The sequence below is a fragment of the Micromonospora zingiberis genome (assembly GCF_004331455.1).
GTDB classification, from domain to species: Bacteria; Actinomycetota; Actinomycetes; order Mycobacteriales; family Micromonosporaceae; genus Micromonospora; species Micromonospora zingiberis.
Genome location: NZ_SJJR01000020.1, coordinates 22900 through 44595 on the forward strand (window position 1 = coordinate 22900; position 21696 = coordinate 44595).

The following is a 21696-nucleotide window of genomic DNA, read 5'->3' on the forward strand; positions in this document are numbered from 1 at the left end:
GTCCTTTCTCGATGGGTTCACAGCACATCGCCGAGTACGGCGACGATCACCGGCACCAGGCCGGCGAGAATGAAGGCCGGCAGAAAGCACAGGCCCAGGGGCAGCACGATCAACACACCGGCCCTGCGAGCGGCTGCCTCGATGGTGGTGACCCGGTCGGCGCGCAGGTCGTCGGCGAGCCGGGTAAGGGCGCCGGCCAGGGCCGCACCGCTGCTGGCCGAGCGAACGGCGGCGGTGCCGATCCGCTGCCCGCCCGGCACCGCCGACAGGTGTGCCCACGCCTCCTGTGGCAACCCACCGAGTTGCAGCGTCCGGCCGACCCGGCGGAGTTGCTCGGCCAGTGGACCGTCGAGCGCATCGGCCACCGCGATCACCGAGGGCTCCACCGGTGCGCCGGCCCGCAGTGCCGCCGCCATCAGGTCGGCGGCGAGCGGCAGGTCGGCGGCGGCCCGGAGTCGCCGGTTCCGGTCGGCCGGATGCTCGATCCGCCGGAGCAGGCGGTCCAGCAGTACTGCGGTGAGCAGCGCGGTCACCAGGCCGGGCCCGCCCTCGACCAGCACCGCCACGGCCACCCCGGCCAGCGCCGCGGCAAGGCGGATGCTGTCCAGTCGACGGCCGGTGGCTCGACGGCCGGTGGGCGTACCGGCGGGAGCACCGCTGGCACCGCGACCGCGAGTCCGGGCGCTGGTTGCCGGTCCCGGGTCGGCCAACCGGCGTAGCCGCCGTCGGGGACGCCGCCGGCCGACGGCTACCGCGCCGAGCAACACCGCGCAGGCGAGACAACCCGCCGCCAGGGAGATACCGGACATCAACTTCCTCCGTCCGGCACCGTGCCGAGGCGGTCCGCCCAGAGCAGGCCGACCACCTGCAGGGCGATGGCCGCGGCTGCACAACCAGCACCGATCGGGGTGTGCAGCAGGACCTGAAGCGGGTCGACCCCGATCCCGTAGCCCAGGCCGATGCCGCCCAACGGCAGGGCGGCCAGCAGCCAGGCGGTCGCCCGGGCACCTGCCGCCTGGGCGGCAGCGGCAGCACGTCCCCGGTCGATCGAGCGGGCATCGGCTTCGATCCGCTCGATCAGATCGGCCAGCGGTGCGCCCGTACGATCGGCGAGCCGCACCGCCGCTTGGGCCAACTGCCCCGGACGGTCCGGCAGGACGGCAGGGTGGGCCGGCACCGGCAGATCGCCCGACGGGGCGCTCTCCCCGAACTCCGTAGTCGCGGGCAACGCGGCCTGAGCCGTGCCGACGGTCCCGCTCGATCGCTTGGCTGACCCGGTCGGGTCCGTCAGATCAGGAGGGGCCGACGGCACCGGGCGGACGAGTCCCAACGCCTGCGCAGCCACCGGCACCGGTAGTCCGGCCCTGAGGTCCGCAGCGAGTGCGCACAGTTGGTCCAGCCGCTCCCGACGCGTCCGGGTACGCAGGGCCGCCGCGTCATGTCGGGACAACGCGCGTACGCCCAACCCGCCGTACCCGGCGCAAGCGAGTGCCGCTACCGGCCCGGCGAGCAGCCCGGCGATCCCGGCGGCCACCAGCACGCCCAGCACCAGATTGCGCCGTGGCCACCCCGACCACCGGGATCGCCGGCTGGGCACCGGCCGCAAGCCGAACTCGGTCCCACCCGTCGCCGGGTCGGTACGCCGCACGTCGGAACCGCTCGGGGCGCCCGGCGTACGGCCGGTTGCCAGCCGGGGGGCGGCCCGCCGCCCGGACGGGACGGCACCGGTCACGGTGACCGTTTCGGCTGACCGAGCTGGTGAGCCGCTGCCGGCGACCGGTGGGCGGCGGCTTCCTCGCCACTCCGGCGGCCGGGTCGTGGCCGACGGTCCGGTGGTCGCCGAGGGTATCCGGACACCGGCCCGCTGGCCCACGGCACATCCCCGCCCGGCCGCTCGGTGCACGGATGGTGGCACCACCACTGCGTCGCCCGACTCGCGCAGGGCGACGACCCAGCCGACCAGCGGGTCGTCGTCGTCCGTCCGGCCCGACGGTGCTCGGGCGACCAGCCGGCGGACGGACCACGCGGCGATGCAGGTCAGCCCCGCCAGCGCCAGCGCCCACCAGTACGGGCCGCTCATGCCGGCACTCCACGCGTCGAGTCGTCCTGCGGCGCGCTCGGGCTGGATTGTTCGCCCGGCCCCGCTGACCCGGCCCAGGATTCGTTCAGGATCGGCGGCACCGGCACGTCCCGACTGCGGATCAGGGCGCCGAGTGCCGGTCCCGCCGGGCCCGGACCGCGCCCCCGAACCCACGCCGGAACTGCCCTGACCAGCCGCTCCGGCCCGCCGGGCAGCAGCAGACAGATCGACTCCAGCATCCGCCCCCGCGGGGTACGCCGGATCTGGAACACCACCTGGAGGGCCGCCGCCAGTTGGGCGTGCAACGCCGGGCGGGGCAACCCGCCGAGCAGGCCGAGCGCCTCCAGCCGGGCCGGCACGTCCGATGGTGCGTTGGCGTGCAGCGTCCCGGCTCCGCCGTCGTGACCTGTGTTGAGTGCGGCGAGGAGATCCACCACCTCACCACCGCGACACTCACCGACCACCAGCCGGTCCGGTCGCATCCGCAACGCCTGCCGGACCAGCTCGCTCAGGCCGATCGCGCCCCGCCCCTCCACATTGGCCGTCCGGGCCTGCAACCCCACCACGTGCGGATGCACGGGACGCAGCTCCGCAGCATCCTCGACCAGCACGATCCGCTCGGTGGTCGGCACCAGCCCGAGCAGCGTGTTCAACAGCGTGGTCTTGCCGGATCCGGTGCCACCGATCACCAGGTAGGCGAGCCGGGCCGCCACCACGGCGGCGAGCACCGAAGCGGCCGGCCGGGGCACAGCTCCCTGCGTGACCAACTCGTCCAGGGTGAACGGCCGCTGGCGGAAGGTACGCAGCGACAGATAGGGGCCTTCGGTCGCCACCGGCGGCAGCACGGCGTGCAGCCGGGTCCCGTCAGCCAGCCGGGCGTCGGCGCAGGGTGAGCCGTCGTCGAGCCGACGACCGGCGCCAGCGGTGAGCCGTTGGGCGAGCCGGCGGACGTCGTCCACGGTGCCCACCGGCACCGGGACCTGGCACAGCCCCTGCCCACGGTCGACCCACACCCGGGTGCCGTTGACCAGCACGTCGGTCACGGCCGGATCCGCGAGCAGCGGGGCGAGCGGACCCGCTCCGACCAGGTCGTCGCGCACCTGGTCGGCCATACGCAGCAGGGCGGTGTCGCCGAGGATGGCGGTGTCGGCCTCGGCGCGTACCGCCGAGACGATCGTCGCCGGAGTGACCGGCGTAGCGGCGGCGGCGATCCGCTGCCGAACCCGCGCCACCAGGGTCGGCCCGGTCACGCGACACCCGCCACGGGTCGACCCGTCAGGTCGGTGACGATCCGCTGGCAGAGTTCCGCGAGCGGGCCGCGTCCCCCGGCCGCCGGCGCCTCGCCCCGCTCAAGGCCACGGCACAGCCCCGGCTCTGGACGCAGCGTCCCGGCCAGCGGCAGGCCGAGTGCCCTGGCCACCTCCGCTGCCCGGAGTCGCCCGGGAGCCGGCCCTCGGACGATGACCGACAGGTCCTGACAGTGCGGTGCGGCCACCGCGACCACCCGGGCGGCGGCCGCCGTCGCCCGCAGTTCGGCCGGCACCACCACGAAGACGCGGTCGGCGGCCTGCAACGCGGTGACGGCCGCGTCGTCGAACTGTCGGGGCAGGTCGACCACCACGAAGTCGCGACCACGCCGAGCAGCGTCCAGGGTGGACGCCATCGCCTCGGCCGGTACGGCCACCAGGTCGCCCCGGTCCCAGGAGAGGACCACGAGGTCACCCCGGCTGGGCAGGGCACGCACCAGCGCCGGCCCGTCGACCCGCCCGTCGGCTCCGGACAGTGCCGGCCAGCGCAGCCCTTCCAGTTGCTCCCAGCCGAGCACCAGATCCAGGCCACCGCCGAGCGGGTCGGCGTCGAGCAGGAGGGTACGCAGCCGACCGCGAGCGGCGGTGACCGCGAGCCCGGCGGCCAGGATGCTTGCCCCGCCCCCGCCACGACCACCCACCACGGCGACGACCCGCGCCTGCGCCGCACCGTCGACACCACACTCGGCGAACCGGTCGACCAGCCACGGCTCGGCCGCCGGCAGCATCGCCACATGTTCGGCGCCGAGCAGGTCGGCGACCTGCCACCCGGAGTCGAGGTCGCCGGCTCGGCCAACGAGCACCAGCCGGGACCGCCGGGGCAGTCGCGCCCGCAGGCAGGGCTGGGCCTGGTCGGCGCCGACCACCACCAGCGGAGCCGGCTGCCATCGGGTACGCGCGGCCGCTGGATCAGCGGCCACCTCCACCTCGACTCCGCCGGCGGCGGCGAGCCGGAGCAGATCGTCGAGCAGGTCACCGTCGGCAGTGACCACCAGCGGCGGTCTCCGGTGCGGTGGAACGGAGGTACGGGACGGCATCGCGGCCTCCAACGGTCGGCACGGGTTCGCTGCGCCGAACCCTGCCTCCGATGGCGCGACGCACGCCGCCCCGACGCTCCGCCCTGTGGATAACCAAGCCTCCTGTGGACAACGCCCACCACGCTCGTTGATCTGCTATGTGCACGGGCCGTATCGACGTCCACTTTGGTCAGTCAGCCCCATGGCGGAAGGTGACACACACCACGCATAATCGACATCCGGCGCCGTCGGCGGAACGGCACTTCTCCCCGGATCGGGGTCATGACTCAGTCACCAGATCACGACCACGCACGCATCGAGCCACGGCTCCGGATCGGTCCGTGGCTGCCCGATCCGACCTCGGACGGCATGCCGCCAGCCCTGCCCCCAGCCCCGACAAGACCCTTCCGGCTCGCGCTACCGGCGGCCCCCGAGCTTCCCGCCGGCCCGCCGCCCGCAGCGCCCCCACCACCCCTGCGTGAACCCGTCGTCACTTCGGCCGAGCCAGCGCACCACGCCCCCGGCCGCCGGTCACACCGGCTGATGTTGGCGGGCGTCGGCGCCGCCGTGCTCGGCCTGATGCTGACCGCACTCTGGCCGGCGACCCAACCGCCGCCGGCCGCGGCGCCCGAAGGGCCGGCCGGTTGGATCGGCTCACCCCCCGCCGCCAACCCACCCGGGCAGTTCCCGGATCCGTCCGTACCAGCGGCCTCGTCGTCCGTGGCGGGAGTCTCCTCGACCCGGCCGACGGCGCCCAGCCGGGTGTCCTCGCCGGCCCGACCGCCCTCGGCGGCGGCGACCACGACCGCGCCGGCAAGCACCGCCAGTCCCGGTAGAACCACCACCAGCCCGGCCGCACCGAGCGCGCGGCCGAGTGCGGCGCCGAGCCGAACGGCAAGCCCGACTCCGAGCCCTCGGCCGGCCGAACCGCGAGAACTGGCGCCGCTGCCAGCGTCGCGCGAGCCGGGTCTGCGGTCGGTGGGCGGTGGCCCGGAGACCAGCATCGAGTTCGTCAACCTCAGGTCCCGGCCCGTGATCGTGTACTGGCTGGACTACCAGGGCCGCAGACGGCACTACGCGGTGCTCCAGCCGTCCGCGTCGTACCGGCAGCACACGTTCGTCGGGCATCCGTGGGTGGTGACCGATCGCCGCGGTCGGACGCTGGTCTGCTTCGAGCCGACCGCCACGCCCGGCAAAGCCGTGATCCGCTAGCCGGAACGGCGCCTCGACCAAAGGGACGACCCCCGTCGGGGGGAGACGGGGGTCGTCGGAGGTTCGGCTCCGGGGGGGTCGAGCCGAACCTGCTCAGCGGTTACGGGGGGTGCAACCGCCGAGAGTCTGCCGGTGGTACGAGATATGAATACTCGCCTTGCGGACAAGTCTGCCTGAGTGAACCTGTGTACGTCGAGTGGTGTAGCCTCCACTCCCTGCGAATTCCGGTTCGGAGAGTGTGACCGCGGTCACTCTTCGCAGGCGTGATGGAGGCCGGCCCGCAGGTCCGAGGGGTGTTCGACCCCCGGGCACCCGCCGACCATAGACCATCGGGCTAGACTTTCGCGCCGTGGGCCGAAGTGCCGCTTTCTTCGATCTCGACAAGACCGTCATCGCCAAGTCGAGCGCCTTGGCGTTCGGTCGGCCGTTCTACCGGGACGGCCTGATCACACGGCGTGACGTGGTCAAGTCGGCGTACGCGCAGCTGATGTTCCGGCTGGGCGGCACCGACGAGCAGACCATGGCGCGAACCCGGGACTACCTGGCCACCCTCTGTAAGGGCTGGCCGGTGGAACAGGTTCGCCAGATCGTCGCCGAGACACTGCACGAGCTGATCAACCCTTACGTGTACGCCGAGGCCGCCGCTCTGATCGAGGAGCACCAGGCCGCCGGCCGGGATGTGGTGCTGGTGTCCGCTTCCGGTGAGGAGATGGTGCGCCCGATCGGGGTGCTGCTCGGCGTCACCGACGTGATCGCCACCCGGATGGGCGTGGTGGACGGCCGGTACAGCGGCGAGGTCGAGTTCTACGCGGCCGGGCCCAGCAAGGTGGAGGCGGTCAGCGAACTCGCCGCCGAGCGCGGATACGACCTGGCCGACTCGTACGCCTATTCCGACTCGTACAGTGATCGGCCGTTGCTGGAGTGCGTGGGCCATCCGACGGTGGTCAACCCGGATCGGCAGTTGCGCAAGCTGGCCGTGGAGAACGCCTGGCCGGTGCTGGAGTTCCGGCACCCGGTCCCGCTGGGCCGCCGGCTGCGGGAGCGGCCGGCCGTTCCGGTCGCCGCCGCCGCGCTCGGGGTGGGCGTCGGGGTGGCGATCGGCATCGCCTGGTACGGCCGGCATCGCCGCACCCGCGCCTCGACCACGCCGGCCTGAACCGCAGGGATCGCCGGGGCCTGCGTCCCTGACCGCCGCCGGCAGCCGACACTTTCAGCCGGCGGCCAGGACTTCGGCCCCGATCTCGGTCAGTTGATCGGCGCCCACCTCGACGGCCGACATGTAGTGGCGCAGCCAGGACCGCAGCCCGTCCGGGGTGCCGGTGGCGAAGGCGCCGGCCGCGCCGACGTACTCCGGTTCCCGCTCGTGATGGCCGACGTCGATGGCGAGCAGGCCACGCGGGTCGAATCCGCTGGAGAGCAGCACCAGGCGGGCCGCGCCCCGGGCCACCACGCCGGAGGGGCCGGCGAACGGGCGCAGGTTGAGCAGTTCCCCGTGTACGACGGCGGCCAGCACCAGTGGTGGCACCTTCGTTCCGCCGGTGATCAGCCCGACCAGCGCGTCCAACCGGGCGGCGACCACCGGATCGTCGACCGGCCGGCCCAGCTCGGCGGCGTCGACCACGTCCCGGCCGGCGAGCACGTGCAGTTTCGCCAGTGCCTGCCGGGGCGCCCTGGACCAGTGGTCACTCAGCCCAGGTAGTGCTCCGGCGACTCGCAGCGCTCCCTGGAGCACCGGTTCGGTCACGGTGCCGGCCCGGACCGCCTCACGTTCGTGGCTGCGGCCTTCGAGTGCGGCGCTGGCGACCGCGGACCGCAGGCTCACCTCGGCGGCGACCTGGCCACCGTGCCGGCGCAGGGCGCGGTGACCTTGCGCGGAGTCGAAGCGGGTTCGGGCCTGTTCGACGGCGTCGGCGATGTCGGCGAGCGCGAGCAGCGGTGCGAGCGGGTCGGTCGTCACCCCGTCACGCTAGCGAGCCCGCTGGCCGGGCCGCGCCGGAGTCACCGGCAACGCGACGGGGGCCACCCGCTCGTCCGGCGCTTCCTGTCGGCGTTAATAAGGGGCCCTTCCTCTACCGGAGGCGTTAATAAGGTGCCCTTCCTTGCACCTCGGCGCGTGGGAGCGGCCGTTGGGCGACGGGGGCGGCCGGGTCCGGTCGCCTCGGTCGTCCGCCCCGGCTAACCTGCCCGGGAGAGACGCAGGTCACCCCCGATGACGAGGAGAGTGCTGGTATGAGCGAGGCATTGGCCAACTTGCTGAACGAGACGCGCCAGTTCCCGCCGCCGGCCGAACTCGCCGCCGACGCCAACGTCACCGCTGACGCGTACGCCGAGGCCGACGCCGACCGGTTGGCCTTCTGGGAGCGTCAGGCCGGCCGGCTGGACTGGGCGAAGCAGTGGGACCAGGTGCTGGACTGGTCGAATCCGCCGTTCGCCAAGTGGTTCGTCGGCGGGCAGTTGAACGTGGCGTACAACTGCCTCGACCGGCATGTCGAGGCGGGCCGGGGCGACAAGGTGGCGATCCACTGGGAGGGCGAGCCGGGCGACACCCGCACCATCACCTACGCCGACCTGCACCGGATGACCTGCCAGGCGGCGAACGCCCTCACCGACCTCGGGGTGGTCGCCGGTGACCGGGTGGCGATCTACCTGCCGATGGTGCCCGAGGCGGCGGTCGCGATGCTGGCCTGCGCCCGGATCGGCGCCACGCACAGCGTGGTGTTCGGTGGGTTCTCCGCCGAGTCGCTGACCAACCGGATCCAGGACGCCACGGCCAAGGTCGTGATCACCGCCGACGGCGGCTACCGGCGGGGCAAGCCGTCCGCGCTGAAGCCGATCGTCGACGAGGCGGTGGCGAACTGCCCGTCGGTTGAGCACGTCCTGGTGGTCCGCCGCACCGGCGAGCAGGTCGGCTGGTCGGAGCGGGACCACTGGTGGCACGAGACGGTGGAGCAGGCGTCGACCGAGCACACCGCCGAGGCGTTCGACGCCGAGCATCCGCTGTTCATCCTCTACACCAGCGGCACCACGGCCCGTCCGAAGGGCATCCTGCACACCACCGGCGGCTACCTGACCCAGGCGTCGTACACCTCGCACGCGGTCTTCGACCTGAAGCCGGCGAGCGACGTCTACTGGTGCACCGCCGACATCGGCTAGGTGACCGGCCACTCCTACATCGTGTACGGTCCGCTCTCCAACGGCGTCACGCAGGTGATGTACGAGGGCACCCCGGACACCCCGCACAAGGGCCGGTTCTGGGAGATCGTCGACAAGTACGGCGTCACCATTCTCTACACCGCGCCGACGCTGATCCGCACCATGATGAAGTGGGGCGACGAGATCCCGGCCGAGTACAGCCTCTCCACGCTCCGGCTGCTCGGCAGCGTCGGTGAGCCGATCAACCCCGAGGCGTGGATGTGGTACCGGCAGCACGTCGGCCGGGGCGAGCTGCCGATCGTGGACACCTGGTGGCAGACCGAGACCGGCAGCATGATGATCTCGCCGCTGCCCGGGGTCACCGCCGCCAAGCCGGGTTCGGCGATGACTGCGCTGCCCGGCATCAGCGCCGACGTGGTGGACGACCAGGGCCAGTCGGTGCCCAACGGTGGTGGCGGTTACCTGGTGCTGCGCGACCCGTGGCCGTCGATGCTGCGCACCATCTGGGGCGACGACAACCGGTTCATCGAGACGTACTGGTCCCGCTTCGGTGCGGGCGCGAGCGGCAACGCCGGCGACGAGTGGATCTACTTCGCCGGTGACGGGGCGAAGAAGGACGACGACGGGCACATCTGGCTGCTCGGCCGGGTGGACGACGTGATGCTGGTGTCGGGGCACAACATCTCGACCACCGAGGTGGAGTCGGCGCTGGTTTCGCACCCGGCGGTGGCCGAGGCGGCGGTGGTGGGTGCCACCGATCCGACCACCGGCCAGGCGATCGTCGCGTTCGCCATTCCCCGGGGCAGCACCGAGACCGCCGGCGAGGCGGGCGAGCAGCTCATCGCCGACCTGCGTAACCATGTGGCGAAGACGCTCGGTCCGATCGCCAAGCCCCGGCAGATCATGCTGGTACCCGAGTTGCCGAAGACCCGGTCGGGCAAGATCATGCGCCGGCTGCTGCGGGACGTGGCGGAGAACCGTTCGCTGGGTGACGTCACGACGTTGCAGGACTCGTCGGTGATGGAGTTGATCGCCTCCGGCATGGGTGGCGGCAAGTCCGACGAGGACTGACGGCAGGCGTACGACCGGATGGGTGGCGGGTCCAGCGCGGGCCGCCACCCATCGTCGTGTCCGCCCGACCGACGCCCGGATGTGACAGTGAAAATGCCTCTCAACAAATCGCCGCAACAAATCGACGCGCGCCCTCTTCCCACCAGCCCCACTGGTGCCTAAATTCACCAGTGGCCCCTTTTCGATCGGGGCGTCTTCACCGGCCCGCAACCCCCGAAGGGCCGGTTCCCTCAATCCGGAGGTACCACGTGCGGAAAGTCGCAGTGGGTCTGCTCGGGCTTTCGTTGACGGCGACAGGTTTGACGGTCGGAGCATCGGCCGCCGCCGCGCCGATCGCGGAGCCGCCGACGGCCGCACCGTCGATCGCCGAGCCCGCCCATGCCGAACACGACCTGCCGAACCCGCTGGAGGAGAAGCGTCGCGCCCTGCGTCAGGAGGGCCTGAGCGAGGTGCTCTCGGGCCGCGCCAAGGCGGAGCGGATCAACGGCAGCACGGTGGTCAAGGTCGGTGACCGAGCCATCCGTGGTGGCAAGGCCGGCCGCAACGCCAAGACCAACAAGGGCGGCAAGGGCCCCACCGAGAAGCAGTACGTCGAGCTCTCCCGGGAGAAGACCGACCAGATCTTCGTCATCCTCGCCGAGTTCGGCAACGAGCGGCACCCGAACTACCCCGACCAGGACACCGATCCGAGCGTCCCCGGCCCGGCCCGGTTCGACGGGCCGCTGCACAACGAGATCCCGGAGCCGGACCGGCGGGTCGACAACTCCACCGTGTGGCAGCCGGACTACGACGCCGACCACTTCCGCAAGCTCTACTTCGGCACCGGTCCGGGCGACGAGTCGGTGAAGCAGTACTACGAGGCGCAGTCCTCGGGCCGCTACAGCGTCGACGGCGTGGTCACCAACTGGGTCAAGGTGAACTACAACCAGGCCCGGTACGGCCGCTCCAACGGCTACCCGTGTGACGGAATCGTCTGCTCCAACGTCTGGGCGCTGGTTCGTGACGCCGCGAACCAGTGGGTGGCCGGCCAGAAGGCCGCCGGCCGCAGCGACGAGGAGATCGCCGCCGACGTACGGGCGATGGACCGGTGGGACCGCTACGACCACGACGGTGACGGCGACTTCAACGAGCCGGACGGCTACATCGACCACTTCCAGATCGTGCACGCCGGTGGCGACATGGCCGACGGTGACCCGATCTACGGCGAGGACGCCATCTGGAGCCACCGCTGGTACGCGTACGCCTCTGACCAGGGGCGCACCGGCCCGCCGAACTTCCCGGCCGGCGGCACCCAGATCGGCGACACCGGCGTCTGGATCGGCGACTACACCATCCAGCCGGAGAACGGCGGTCGCAGCGTCTTCTACCACGAATACGCCCACGACCTCGGCCTGCCGGACGACTACAACGTCATCAGCGGCGGCGACAACAACAACGAGCACTGGACGTTGATGGCGCAGAGCCGGCTCGGTGCCAAGAACGACGGTGGCATCGGTGAGCGCGGCGGCGACCTGGGCGCCTGGAACAAGCTCCAGCTCGGCTGGCTCGACTACGAGGTGATCCGGGCCGGCGACAAGCGGACCCTGGTGCTCGGCCCGCAGGAGTACAACACCAAGGAGGCCCAGGCCGCCGTGGTGGTGCTCCCCGAGCGGGAGTACACCTTCGACAACGGCGCGCCGTTCGAGGGCAGCAAGCAGTTCTTCTCCGGCAACGCGGACGACCTGAACAGCACCCTGACCCGGACGTTCGACCTGACCGGTAAGTCGTCGGCGACGCTGTCCATGAAGGGCCGCTACAGCATCGAGGCCGAGTACGACTACCTGTTCTTCGAGACCTCGGTCGACGGTGGACAGACCTGGACGCCGCAGCCCGGTACGGCCGACGGCCAGCCGCTGAAGGAGATCTCGCCGGGCCGGTTCGCGCTGGACGGCAGCTCCGGCGACGAGTGGGTGGACATCACGATCCCGCTGGACGCGGTCGCCGGCAACCAGGTCGGCTTCCGGCTGCGGTACCAGACCGACGGTGCGGTCTCCGAGGGTGGTTTCTTCGGTGACGCGGTCACGCTGACCGCCGACGGCCAGACCGTCTTCACCGACGGGGCCGAGGACGGCGCGGCCGGCTGGACGCTGGCCGGCGGCTTCGAGGTGGTCGAGGAGAGCTACACCCGCAGCTTCGCGAACTACTACATCGCGGGGACCCGGCAGTACATCTCGTACGACAAGTACCTCAAGACCGGCCCGTACTTCTTCGGGTACGCCAACACCAAGCCGGACTTCGTGGACCACTACGCGTACCAGGAGGGTCTGCTGATCTCGTACTGGAACACCCGGTGGGCGGACAACGACACGTTCGCGCACCCGGGCGAGGGCCGGAACCTGATCATCGACTCCCGGCCACGGCCGATCTACAACCTCACCGGCCAGCCGTGGCGGGCCCGGATCCAGGTCTACGACGCGCCGTTCAGCCTGAAGAAGGCGGACTCGTTCACGCTGCACCTCAACAGCCAGCCGCAGTACATCCGCGGTCAGGCGGCGCAGCCGCTGTTCGACGACACCAAGCAGTACTGGTTCCCGGAGCTGCCGAACCACGGCGTCAAGCTCCCGGCCACCGGCACCAAGATCAGGGTGATGAAGCAGAACGGCATCTACACCACGGTCCGTTTCTCCTGAGCCGCTGACGTGGTAACCCGATGCCCCGGGCAGGTCACCTGCCCGGGGCATCGTCCTTTTCGGGCCGCCGTCGCCGGCCGGACCGCCACCTGAGCGTCGGCCCTCGTCCGCAGGGAACCCCTGCTCCGGCGGCCGCGTCGTACCCCGGTGCCCACCACCCTTCGCACCCGCGTACCGGCAGCGTTCCTCGCCGCCCTGCTGGCGTTGACCGGCTGCGCCGATCGGTCAGGAGGCACCGTGCCCACCGACCAGAACCCCACCGCCGCCACCCCCGGCCCCGACGCCGGGGACACCCCGGGCGCGGGTCCCGGCGGGCAGCCGCCCGCCGGACGCACCCCGCTCTCCCCCACCGACCCGCCCCTGATCGGGCGGCCGACCGCGCCCCCGAGCCAACCCACCGAGTTGCGCAGAGCCAACGTGCTGGCCGGCCGGCTCAGCCACGGCGGCAGCGGCCCGTGCTACACGCTGGTCACCGACGACGGCCGGGAGTACGCGCTGCACGGCGTCGACATGGGAACCTTCGCCACCGGCACCTGGGTACGGGTGACCACCGGCCCGGCGACCACGGGTGTCGACTGCGGCCCCGGCATCCGGGCCAGCATCCTGACGATCAGCGCGGTCGACTGACCGTCGCCACCGCCGTGCGGCCGACCGAACGGTGCCGGGGTCATAGGCTGTCGGTCATGACCGAGCAGCGTGGCGATGCCGTCGACGAGTCCTGCGTCCTCACCGAAGGGCCGTGGACGCACCGGTTCGTCGGCGCCAACGGCAGTCGGTTCCACGTCGTCGAGGCGGGCACCGGGCCGATGGTGCTCTTCCTGCACGGCTTTCCCGAGCACTGGTGGGCCTGGCACCGGATGCTTCCGGCGGTCGCCGACGCCGGCTTCCGCGCGGTCGCCGTCGACCTGCGCGGCTACGGCGCCAGCGACAAACCGCCCCGGGGGTACGACGGGTACACCCTCGCCGCCGACGTCGCCGGAATGATCCGGGCGCTGGGTGAACGCTCGGCGACGGTGGTGGGCACCGGGGCCGGCGGCATGATCGCCTGGACGGTGGCGTCGTTCCATCCCGCTCTGGTGCGCCGGCTGGTGGTGCTCGGTGCACCGCACCCGCTGCGGCTGCGGGCGGCCATCTTCGCCGACCCGCGTGGGCAGTTCGCCGCCTCCACACCCGCGCTGCGGTTCCAGATGCCCCGCTACGAGCATGTCCTCACCAAGGACGACGGGCGGGCGGTGGAGGAGATCCTGCGCCGCTGGGGTGGCCCCCGCTGGGTCACCGGCCCGGACTTCGCCGAGTACGCGCGGCGCTACCGGGAGGCCATGCGGATCCCGCAGGCGGCGTTCTGCGCGCTGGAGGGCTACCGCTGGGCGTTCCGGTCGGTGCTGCGGCTGCACGGCTACCGGTTCGTCAAGTTGATGCAACGTCCGCTGGTCGCACCGACCCTGCACCTGCACGGCGCGTTGGACACCGCCTCGTTGCCGCGTACCGCCCAGGGCTCGGGCCGCTACGTCAGCGGGCCGTACGAGTGGCGGCTGCTCGACCAGGTCGGCCACTTCCCGCACCTGGAGGCGTCGGAGTTGGTGCTGGGCGAGATCCTGCGCTGGGCGAAGTCGTGATCAGACCCGCTGCTCGCGCAGGTCGGTGACCTCCCCGACGGGCGCCCATCCCTGATAGACGCCGAAGTCGAAGGCTTCCAGCCGCATCGCCTGAGCCACCGGCCAGCGGCCACCCGTGTACTCGACCCGGAGCCAGCCATCGTGCTCCCCGAGCACGATGAACGGCTGCCCCTTCCAGGTGCACGTCGTACGCACGTAGGCCAGTTCTTCGATCTCGGCGGCTGGCACCACCCGGACGTGTCGGCCTGGTCGTACCTCGGCGAAGCCCTCGCCCGGCTCCGGCTGGTACAGCCGGATGTCGCCAGCGTCCGGGCTGGCCTGGTATTCCCGCCCCCGCCAGCGGGCCACGTATCCGTCCCGGCTCACGGCTCTCCGACCTCACGCCAGGCGAGCGTGTCGGCGTCGAGCACGGCGACCAGCCGCTGCGTGCCGTCCGCACCGAGGCGCAGCAGTTGCGCGCCGTGCGGGAGCCGGACGCTGTCCACCTTGAACTCGGCCAGCACCTCCCTGCTCTCACCGGGCGCGAAGCCGTTGCCGCGGAACGGGGGACGTTCGATGACCCAGCCCTCCATGGCCCGCATGGCGGCTTCGTTCTGCCCGCCGTAGGGGATGCGGTACAGGCTCGGCCGGTACGCCGGCCACCGCAGCACGTAGATCTCCTCGGCGTCCGCCGCGAACGGCGACTCCGGGTGGCTGAGACCGAGCGCGTGGTACAGCTGCGCCGGGGTGGTGAGGTGCGCCAGTTCGGTGGCCCGGTGCACGAATCCGGAGACCCGGTCGTAGCCACGTTCCAGGTAGTAGCCCAGTTGACTGGGTGCGATCGCCTTCTGCATCACGATCGGTCGGGTCGGGTCGGCCGCGGCTGCCGCCTGCTGTGGGCTGCTGGTCGACGCGGGCTTGTCGACGCTCGGTTCCGGCTCCTGCTCGGAATCGTCACCGAGCCCCAACTCGGCCGCCCAGTTGGCCAGCCCGACGATCTGTTCGCCGGGCAGCTTCGCGCCGACCGGGGTGCCGGGGTTCACCGCGAACGACCAGGACAGGTCGGGCCAGCAGCGGATCAGCTGGACGAAGCGCACCTTCATCGTCTCGGCGGCCGGGTCGGCGTGGTCGGCGAGGCGCTGCGGCGAGGTGTAGACCACCACGAAGGTCTGGCCGTCCAGTTCCACCGTCGGCCAGACGTACCCGGGGTCACCGGGTCGGCTGCCGGGCGCGGAGTCGGCGGCGACCGGCATGAGGACCCGAGCCAGCAGCAGCGTCGACAGGAACGTGTCGGTGTTCGCGGCGCCGACGGCGGCGAGCAGGTCCTCCTCCACCTCGTTGGCCGGCTCGAACGGGGTCGCCGCCGGGGTGGGCTCCGCCCCTGGCATCGACGCGGCCCGCGCATCCGACGCCTCCGGCGTCGGCGTCGCGGGATCCACGAGCGCCGGCCCGTCGGTGGCGCCGCCCGACGGCGACGGGGCGAACAGCGAGGGCTCGCTCGTAGCCGGCTCCCCGGGGACCAGGCCCACCGCATCGGTACGGATTGTCGGCTCCGGGGCCGGCGTGGGCATCGCTACGGTCGCCTCGGGCTCCACGGTGGCAATCCGCGCCGTCGGCTCCGCCTCCGCAGCAAAGATCGGCGCCGTCGGCTCCGCCTCCACCGGGAAGATCGGGGTCGTCGGCTCCGACCCGACCGGGAAAATCGGGCTCGTCGGCTCCGACCCGGTCAGGAAGATCGGCGCCGTCGGTTCCGGATCGGCCAGGCGTCCCGGCAGGTCGGTCGTCGTGGATCCGGCTGCCGGCCGCGCTGGTCCGCTGCCGGCTTCGGGCGCCGGGCGCTGTCGCGGCTCGGGCCCCGGGTGCTGCTGGGTGGGCGGTGCCGCAGTCAGGTCCCGGGCCTCGATGATGGTGCCCTCGATGACGATCGGCGTGAACCCGCGCCGTGGCGCGGGCGGGCCGGATACCGGCTCCGCTGCCGACGGGGCGAGATCCTCGCCCCGCTCCGGGGACTGCCGAGGGGGCAACGTCTGGGTGACGTTCGCGCTGTCCGCGGTGGGCGGGACCTCTGGTACCGCGGCGGGCGCGGCTGCCGGTCCGAAGTTGGTCGGCCCGTTCGGCGTGGTTACCCGCAACGGCCGGGTCGGATCCTGCGACGGGCCAACAGCCGGCGGCTGAGTCGCCTCGCCGTTCACGTCGGGCCGGGCGGCACCGCCGTTCTGCGCGTCGTCGGTGAAGACGAAGGCCCGGGAGTTGCCGTCGGCGGCTGGGTCGGCGGCGGGCCCTCGACGGGGAAAGGGCTGCCCGCCCCGGGCGAATCGGGACGGCGGGGTGGCCCGCTCGGCCAGACGGTCGCTGCGGGGTGCGGGCCGGCCGGAGGCCGGTTCGAAGAAGGACCGCCGCGTCTGGTCGGCGCCCGGGTCGGCCGGCTGACCGTTGGTCCGCGTCCCGGGCCGCTCGACGGTGACCGGCCGGCTGCGGACCGGGCCGACCGGCGGCTCCCCGCTGGCCGGCCTGGGCTGGCGGGGTGGCATGTCGTTCTGGCTGTCCGGCAGCGGGCCACCGACAGCACCCGGCCGCGCGCCGCCCAGCCCGGGCGGCCGACTGTCGTCGAGAGCGGGTCGTTGTTCGACGGCCGCCGGGGTGAATCGGCCTGGTTCCGGATGGCCCGCGGGCGGTTGGCCGCGTACCCCGGTGACCGTGCCGGGTGCGGCCACGGGCACGTCGGGAAGCTGGAAGGCCGTGGGGACCACCGGCGGAGGTGCCGCCGGTCGGTCCGGGCGAAGCGGGGCGGGCCGCTGGGCCGGGGCCGTCGGCACCGTGGCTGCGGGTGGAGGGGCCATGCCCTGGCTGGACTCGCGGAGACGGTTCAGTGCCTCGACCCGTTCCAGCCTGGCGCGGGCACCCACGGTGCGGCCAGGTAGCCGGACGTCACCACGGGACAGTTGGGCGACATACCAGGCGGGCAGGTAACCCTCGATGGGCAGGCCCGGGTCCACCGCCAGCCACCACTCGTGGTTCGGCCAGCCGGCGGCCAGTTCGGCGTAGCCGATGCGGCGGGTGGACCCGCCGTGCTCGCCCAGACAGACCCGCATCGCCTCGACGGACGTGAAGGCCAGGACGTGGGTTCGACCGCCCGTGGTCCAGGTGCCCCAACCCACCGGCGCCTGCCCCGGCACTGCCGGCACGGAGATCGGCAACAGCAGCTCGACGCTGGACAGGATGCGGAAGTAAAGCTGCTGGTCACTGCCGCGCAGCGCGTCCCGCATCGCCGCCTCGGCCTCGGTGGCCGGCTCCCAGTCGGTCACGGCCACCCCCTCCTCCCGGCACAGGCCATAGGTGTCGGTTACAACCTACAAGGTCAGTTCAAGATCACAATGACAAGGCTGGCCGGGATCCGCCCCGTTTCGCCCCAGGGCGATAACATCCCGTTCCGGTGTCGACACGATACGGAGGCGGTCGATGTCCCGGTACGGTCCGCGTCCGGTTCTCGCGGCTCTCGCCGCCATCCTGTTGACCGGTCCCACGACGGCCGCGAACCCCACTACGGCGGGCATTTCGGGCGCGCTTCTCTCGTCGGTCGGGCCGGTCACGGCGAGCAGGGCGCCCGGCTGCGCCACGCCACCCGCACCGGCCCGGCCGGTGTCCGCGGTTCCCTGGCCACAGCAGCGGTACGCCCCGGAGCGGTTGCAGTCGTTGGCGACCGGATCCGGGGTGACCGTGGCGGTGGTCGACTCGGGGGTGGACCGGTCTCATCCCCAACTCGCCGGCCGCGTGCTCACCGGCACCGACCTGCTCGATGCCGGCGGCGACGGGACCCGGGACTGTGTGGGCCACGGAACCGGCGTGGCAAGCCTCATCGCCGCCACCGCCCGGGACGATCTCGGCCTGCGCGGACTGGCACCGAAGGCCCGGATTCTGCCGGTGCGGGTGAGCGAGCAGCAGGTCGTGGACGGTCGGGGCACGGGCCGCACGGTCGCCCCCGAGGACTTCGCCCGGGCGATCCGCTGGGCGGTGGACAACGACGCCGACGTGGTGAACCTCTCCGTCGTCCTCTACGCCGACCATCCGGCGGTACGTAGTGCGGTCGGCTACGCGCTCGCGCGGAACGTGATCGTGGTCGCCGCCGTCGGCAACCTGCACGGCAGCGGCGATCCGCGCCCGTACCCGGCGGCGTACGAGGGGGTGCTCGGGGTCGGCGCGATCGGCGCGGACGGCCTCCGGGCCGACTTCTCCCAGGTGGGCTCCTATGTAGACCTGGTCGCCCCCGGAACGGACGTGCTGATCGCCGCCCCGGGGCAGGGCCACCATCGGGCCGAGGGGACCAGTTACGCCGCGCCGTTCGTGGCCGCCACGGCGGCGTTGGTGCGCGAGTACCGCCCCGAACTGAGCGCCGAGGAGGTGGTCGGCCGGCTGCTGGCCACCGCCGACCCGGCTCCTGGCCACGGGTACGGCTCCGGGGTGTTGAACCCGTATCGGGCGGTCACCGAGACCGCGAGCGGCCCGGTCACCCGCCCCGCCCCGATGGTCAGCCTGGCCGACGACCGACCCGATCCGGCACTCTTGGCCCAGCAGGACCGGCGGGCCGCCGCACGCGAGCGCGCCGTACTGCTGGCCACCGTCGGTGGGCTGGTGGTGGCCGGTGTGGCGCTGGCAGCCCTGATCGTGCCCCGGGGCGCCCGGCGGCGCTGGCGTCCCGCCGACCCCGGCTGACCGGCCGGGATCCCGGGCTGACGCCGACCGCCGTGGCCAGGACGGGCCGGACCGGTCGCAAGCAGGCCAGCGCGGTCACGCCGAGCGGGGCGACGCCGCCCGCAGCGCGGTCGACGTCGCCCCACGGTCACCGGAACAGGCCGACGTTCTTCTTCTCGGTGTCGAGGTAGTCGGCTGCGGACTCGTCCACCGCCAGCTTGATGTCGCGCAGCATGGCCTGGAGGTCCTGCGAGGCGTTGCGCCACCGGGCCTGCCGCTGCTCGTACGCCTGCTGCGCCTCGCCGGACCAACTGGCCACCAGCGGGGCGGCGTCCTGCTCCAGTTGGCCCAACTGTGAATCGAGCGTGTTCAGCGCCCGCTGGATGTCCGCGCTGGCCTGTTGCAGCGCGGCGAAGTTGACGACCAGCACGCCGTGTTCCATCTGTTCCCCCTGAATGGTGGTCTAGAGCGGCAGCTGAATGCCGCCGCGGTTGGTCGCGGACACCCGGCCGGCCGCCTCGGCGTCCGATGCGTCGTAGTGCACCCCAGCGGTGCGGATCGCTCCTGCGGTCTCGCGCAGTGCCCGTTGCAGACTCGCCTGGTCCTGCGCCCACTGCTGTTTCACCTGCTCGAACGACCGGCCGCCGGCCCCACGCCAGGCCTGCTGGAGGATCTCCAGCTGAGCCAACAGTCCGCTGAGCATCGACTGCAACGACTGGTCCGCCTGCTCGAACTTCCCCGCGGTCTGCTGCATCACCGCGGCCTGTGCCTGGGTCTGGGACACCCCGACGTCTCCTCGTCTGCTCGGTCGTGGCTGGCCCGGCGAACGGAACGCAAAACCCACGACACCGGAGGGCGTACGTGACGTGGGATCGGACCATTGAAGTTTCGTCGCTGACGGTAGCGGGACCGTCGCTGTTGTGCTACCCCGTCCGGCTCCCCTGTGGACAACGCGAGTCCACGCGGCTCACTACGATGGGCGGCAGCGCGGTCGCAGCGGGTGATCGACTGAGGAAGGGCGGTGCCGATGACCGGCGTCTCGACCGCGCTCCAGCGCCCGCCGGCCAGCGACTCAGCCGCGCCTGAGCAGCGCATCCCACCTGCGGCAGCGGCCTCCGGGCGCGGCGACCGATGGTGGGTTCACCGACCACCCGCCGGGCAGTTCGTAGCCGCCCAGGTCGCCCTGGCCACCCTCGTCGCCGCGCTGGGCCGGGGTACGCCCGCGATGTTGGCTGCCACCCTGCTGGCGGCGGCGCTGCTGATCCTCTCCTGGTGCCGGGTGCGCCAACGGTGGCTGTACGAGTGGCTGGGTACCGGTCTGGGCTACCTCACCCGCCCACGGCTGATCGCGCCGGACGCCGGACCGGCGGCACTGCTGGACCTGGTGGCGCCGAACACCGTGCTCTGCCCGGTCGAGCTCGCCGGGTCACCAGCCGCGATGCTGGACGACCCGGGTGGCGTGGTGGCGCTACTGGAGCTCGGCGACCGGGCCGACCTGCTCGGCGACGGCGGACAGCAGTTGCCGTCGCCCGCCTCGCTGCTGTCGGCCGACCCCGGCCAGGCGCCGCCCGTACGCGTCCAACTCGTGCTCTCCGCCGCGCCGGCTCCGGCGATCGGTGCCGGCGGCGGGCTGGCGGCCACCTCGTACCGCCAACTCACCGAGGGGCGGCTGGTGGGCTGGGAGCGGGCGGTGCTGGCAGTACGGGTGACCCGGGCGGAGGGCTGGTCGGAGGAGGCGTTACGGCGCGCCCTCGCCAGTGCCGTACGCCGGATCGTCCGGCGGCTGGGACCGCTGCCGGTACGCCCGCTGGGCGAGCAGGCTGCGCTGCGGGTGCTCGCCGAGCTCGCTCACCACGACGGGCGGCCGGTGCGGGAGTCGTGGCAGGCCGTCCGGTCCGGTGGGCTGCTCCAGACCACCTTCCGGCTTCGACGGTGGCCGCCGTCGGAGGCCGGACGCCAGTTGGTGCCGCGACTGTTGACGCTGCCGGCGGCCGCGACCACGGTGTCGCTGCACGCCGAGTCGGGCCGGGCCGCGACGGCCGGCCTGACCGTACGGATCAGCGCGCCGACTCCGGCGGAGCTGTCCGCCGCCGCCAGGGCGCTGCGCGGGCTCGTCACGGCGGCCGGTGGCACGGTGCAGCGGCTCGACGGGGCCCACCTGTCCGGCCTCGCCGGGACCCTGCCCCTGGCCCCACCTGTTCCGGCCGCCACCGGCGACGGGGCGGGGCTGGAGCTGCCGTACGGCTCCGCCGGTCTGGTGGTGGGCGCGAACCGGCACGGCGAACCGGTCACCGTCCGGCTGTTCCGGCCGGAGAGCACCCGCGTGATGATCGTCGGCGGGGTACGCGCCGCGCAGCTGATGACCATGCGGGCGATGGCGCTCGGCAGTCGAGTCGTCGTCCAGACCACCCGCCCACTGGCCTGGCAGCCGTTCGTACGTGGCGTCGGCCCGCCGGGCGAGACGATCCCGCTGGTGCCGCCCGGCCGACCAATGGAGGCCGAGCCGGGCACGCCGCTGTCACCGGTGCTGGTGGTGCTGGACGCGCCGCCGCCCACCGGCGGTCCACGGCCGGGCGCCGCCTGGCACACCACACTGCTGGTACGCGACGAGTTGACCTCGGCCGACGCGGACGCCCTCGGCCGGGCCGATCTTGCGGTGCTCCAGCCGTTGAGCGACGCGGAAGCGGCGATCGCCGGTGCCGCGCTGGGCCTCGGCGGCTCCGCCGGATGGCTGACCCGGATCCGGCACGACATGGTGGCCGTGGTGAACCGTCGCGCCCTACGCTGGGCGGTGCTCGCCGGCACTCCGATGGAGGCGCAACTCGTCGGTCGGCCGTCCCGCGACTGAGCTCGGTGCGGCCCGCCGATGATCTCGCGGGTTCCGCCGGTGGGCCGACCATGGCA

The 21696-nt window shown here is 72.7% G+C and carries 17 protein-coding genes and 1 pseudogene; 9 read left to right on the forward strand and 9 right to left on the reverse strand.

Translation table 11 applies throughout. From position 1 onward, the window contains the following. Positions 1-17: 17 nt before the first annotated feature. From E0H26_RS23325 to ssd, 4 genes are read right to left on the reverse strand one after another with little or no spacing between them, the layout of a single operon-like run. Complete coding sequence (locus E0H26_RS23325; protein ID WP_131307245.1) at positions 18-809, reverse strand: type II secretion system F family protein; 792 nt, start codon at positions 807-809, stop codon at positions 18-20. Next, positions 809-2080, reverse strand: a complete 1272-nt coding sequence (locus tag E0H26_RS30490; protein ID WP_338106229.1) for a hypothetical protein — start codon at positions 2078-2080, stop codon at positions 809-811. Before E0H26_RS30490 ends, E0H26_RS23325 begins: the two co-directional genes overlap by 1 nt. After that, positions 2077-3330 carry a TadA family conjugal transfer-associated ATPase gene (locus E0H26_RS23335; protein ID WP_131307247.1) on the reverse strand — a complete coding sequence of 418 codons (1254 nt, stop codon included), beginning with the start codon at positions 3328-3330 and terminating at the stop codon, positions 2077-2079. Before E0H26_RS23335 ends, E0H26_RS30490 begins: the two co-directional genes overlap by 4 nt. Further along, positions 3327-4424, reverse strand: a complete 1098-nt coding sequence (gene ssd, locus E0H26_RS23340) for a septum site-determining protein Ssd (RefSeq protein ID WP_131307249.1) — start codon at positions 4422-4424, stop codon at positions 3327-3329. The genes E0H26_RS23335 and ssd overlap by 4 nt, the downstream gene beginning before the upstream one ends. 623 nt (positions 4425-5047) lie before the next feature. Between ssd and E0H26_RS30110 the strand changes: the two genes are divergently transcribed. The 3 genes from E0H26_RS30110 (at position 5048) to E0H26_RS23350 (ending at position 6771) form a co-directional block, all read left to right on the forward strand. Continuing rightward, positions 5048-5239: a hypothetical protein gene (locus E0H26_RS30110; RefSeq protein WP_240742329.1), complete on the forward strand. Its 192-nt coding sequence runs from the start codon at positions 5048-5050 to the stop codon at positions 5237-5239. Between the two features lie 142 nt (positions 5240-5381). Then, positions 5382-5615 carry a VHL beta domain-containing protein gene (locus tag E0H26_RS30115; RefSeq protein WP_240742330.1) on the forward strand — a complete coding sequence of 78 codons (234 nt, stop codon included), beginning with the start codon at positions 5382-5384 and terminating at the stop codon, positions 5613-5615. 349 nt (positions 5616-5964) lie between these two features. After that, positions 5965-6771, forward strand: a complete 807-nt coding sequence (locus E0H26_RS23350) for an HAD family hydrolase (RefSeq protein ID WP_131307251.1) — start codon at positions 5965-5967, stop codon at positions 6769-6771. A gap of 54 nt (positions 6772-6825) precedes the next feature. On the opposite strand, the gene E0H26_RS23355 is transcribed toward E0H26_RS23350, so the two are convergent. After that, the gene (locus E0H26_RS23355; protein ID WP_131307253.1) at positions 6826-7572 is read right to left on the reverse strand and encodes a Fic family protein; all 747 of its coding nucleotides are present in this window, start codon (positions 7570-7572) and stop codon (positions 6826-6828) included. Between the two features lie 272 nt (positions 7573-7844). Between E0H26_RS23355 and acs the strand changes: the two are divergent. The 4 genes and pseudogenes from acs (at position 7845) to E0H26_RS23375 (ending at position 14124) form a co-directional block, all read left to right on the forward strand. Then, positions 7845-9839 (forward strand): annotated as a pseudogene (gene acs / locus E0H26_RS23360) (acetate--CoA ligase). 263 nt (positions 9840-10102) lie between these two features. Continuing rightward, positions 10103-12508: an immune inhibitor A domain-containing protein gene (locus E0H26_RS23365; RefSeq protein WP_131307380.1), complete on the forward strand. Its 2406-nt coding sequence runs from the start codon at positions 10103-10105 to the stop codon at positions 12506-12508. 147 nt (positions 12509-12655) lie between these two features. Beyond that, positions 12656-13135, forward strand: a complete 480-nt coding sequence (locus tag E0H26_RS23370) for a hypothetical protein (protein WP_131307255.1) — start codon at positions 12656-12658, stop codon at positions 13133-13135. A gap of 56 nt (positions 13136-13191) precedes the next feature. Next, a complete protein-coding gene (locus E0H26_RS23375) occupies positions 13192-14124 on the forward strand; it encodes an alpha/beta fold hydrolase (protein WP_131307257.1) in 933 nt (310 codons plus the stop codon). On the opposite strand, the gene E0H26_RS23380 is transcribed toward E0H26_RS23375, so the two are convergent. Next, positions 14125-14490: a hypothetical protein gene (locus E0H26_RS23380; RefSeq protein WP_131307259.1), complete on the reverse strand. Its 366-nt coding sequence runs from the start codon at positions 14488-14490 to the stop codon at positions 14125-14127. Continuing rightward, positions 14487-17408 (reverse strand): SseB family protein, encoded by a 2922-nt coding sequence (locus E0H26_RS23385; RefSeq protein WP_240742331.1) that lies wholly within the window; start codon positions 17406-17408, stop codon positions 14487-14489. Before E0H26_RS23385 ends, E0H26_RS23380 begins: the two co-directional genes overlap by 4 nt. A gap of 154 nt (positions 17409-17562) precedes the next feature. Here E0H26_RS23385 and mycP point away from each other — a divergent pair, with 154 nt between their 5' ends. Further along, positions 17563-18813: a type VII secretion-associated serine protease mycosin gene (mycP, locus tag E0H26_RS23390; protein ID WP_131307261.1), complete on the forward strand. Its 1251-nt coding sequence runs from the start codon at positions 17563-17565 to the stop codon at positions 18811-18813. 127 nt (positions 18814-18940) lie between these two features. Here mycP and E0H26_RS23395 read toward each other — a convergent pair whose 3' ends face one another. Continuing rightward, entirely contained in the window at positions 18941-19234 is a 294-nt protein-coding gene (locus E0H26_RS23395; protein ID WP_131307264.1) for a WXG100 family type VII secretion target, read from the reverse strand. Positions 19235-19255: 21 nt separating this feature from the next. Beyond that, a complete protein-coding gene (locus E0H26_RS23400; protein ID WP_131307265.1) occupies positions 19256-19576 on the reverse strand; it encodes a WXG100 family type VII secretion target in 321 nt (106 codons plus the stop codon). A gap of 243 nt (positions 19577-19819) precedes the next feature. Here E0H26_RS23400 and eccE point away from each other — a divergent pair, with 243 nt between their 5' ends. Beyond that, the gene (eccE, locus tag E0H26_RS23405) at positions 19820-21640 is read left to right on the forward strand and encodes a type VII secretion protein EccE (RefSeq protein ID WP_131307267.1); all 1821 of its coding nucleotides are present in this window, start codon (positions 19820-19822) and stop codon (positions 21638-21640) included. Positions 21641-21696: the final 56 nt, after the last annotated feature.

Excerpts from the sequence above, each read along its gene's own strand:
- eccE (WP_131307267.1), top strand. The coding sequence starts at position 19,820 with ATGACCGGCGTCTCGACCGCGCTCCAGCGCCCGCCGGCCAGCGACTCA.
- mycP (WP_131307261.1), top strand. The coding sequence starts at position 17,563 with ATGTCCCGGTACGGTCCGCGTCCGGTTCTCGCGGCTCTCGCCGCCATC.
- E0H26_RS23325 (WP_131307245.1), bottom strand. The coding sequence starts at position 809 with ATGTCCGGTATCTCCCTGGCGGCGGGTTGTCTCGCCTGCGCGGTGTTG.
- ssd (WP_131307249.1), bottom strand. The coding sequence starts at position 4,424 with ATGCCGTCCCGTACCTCCGTTCCACCGCACCGGAGACCGCCGCTGGTG.
- E0H26_RS30490 (WP_338106229.1), bottom strand. The coding sequence starts at position 2,080 with ATGAGCGGCCCGTACTGGTGGGCGCTGGCGCTGGCGGGGCTGACCTGC.
- E0H26_RS23375 (WP_131307257.1), top strand. The coding sequence starts at position 13,192 with ATGACCGAGCAGCGTGGCGATGCCGTCGACGAGTCCTGCGTCCTCACC.
- E0H26_RS23395 (WP_131307264.1), bottom strand. The coding sequence starts at position 19,234 with ATGGAACACGGCGTGCTGGTCGTCAACTTCGCCGCGCTGCAACAGGCC.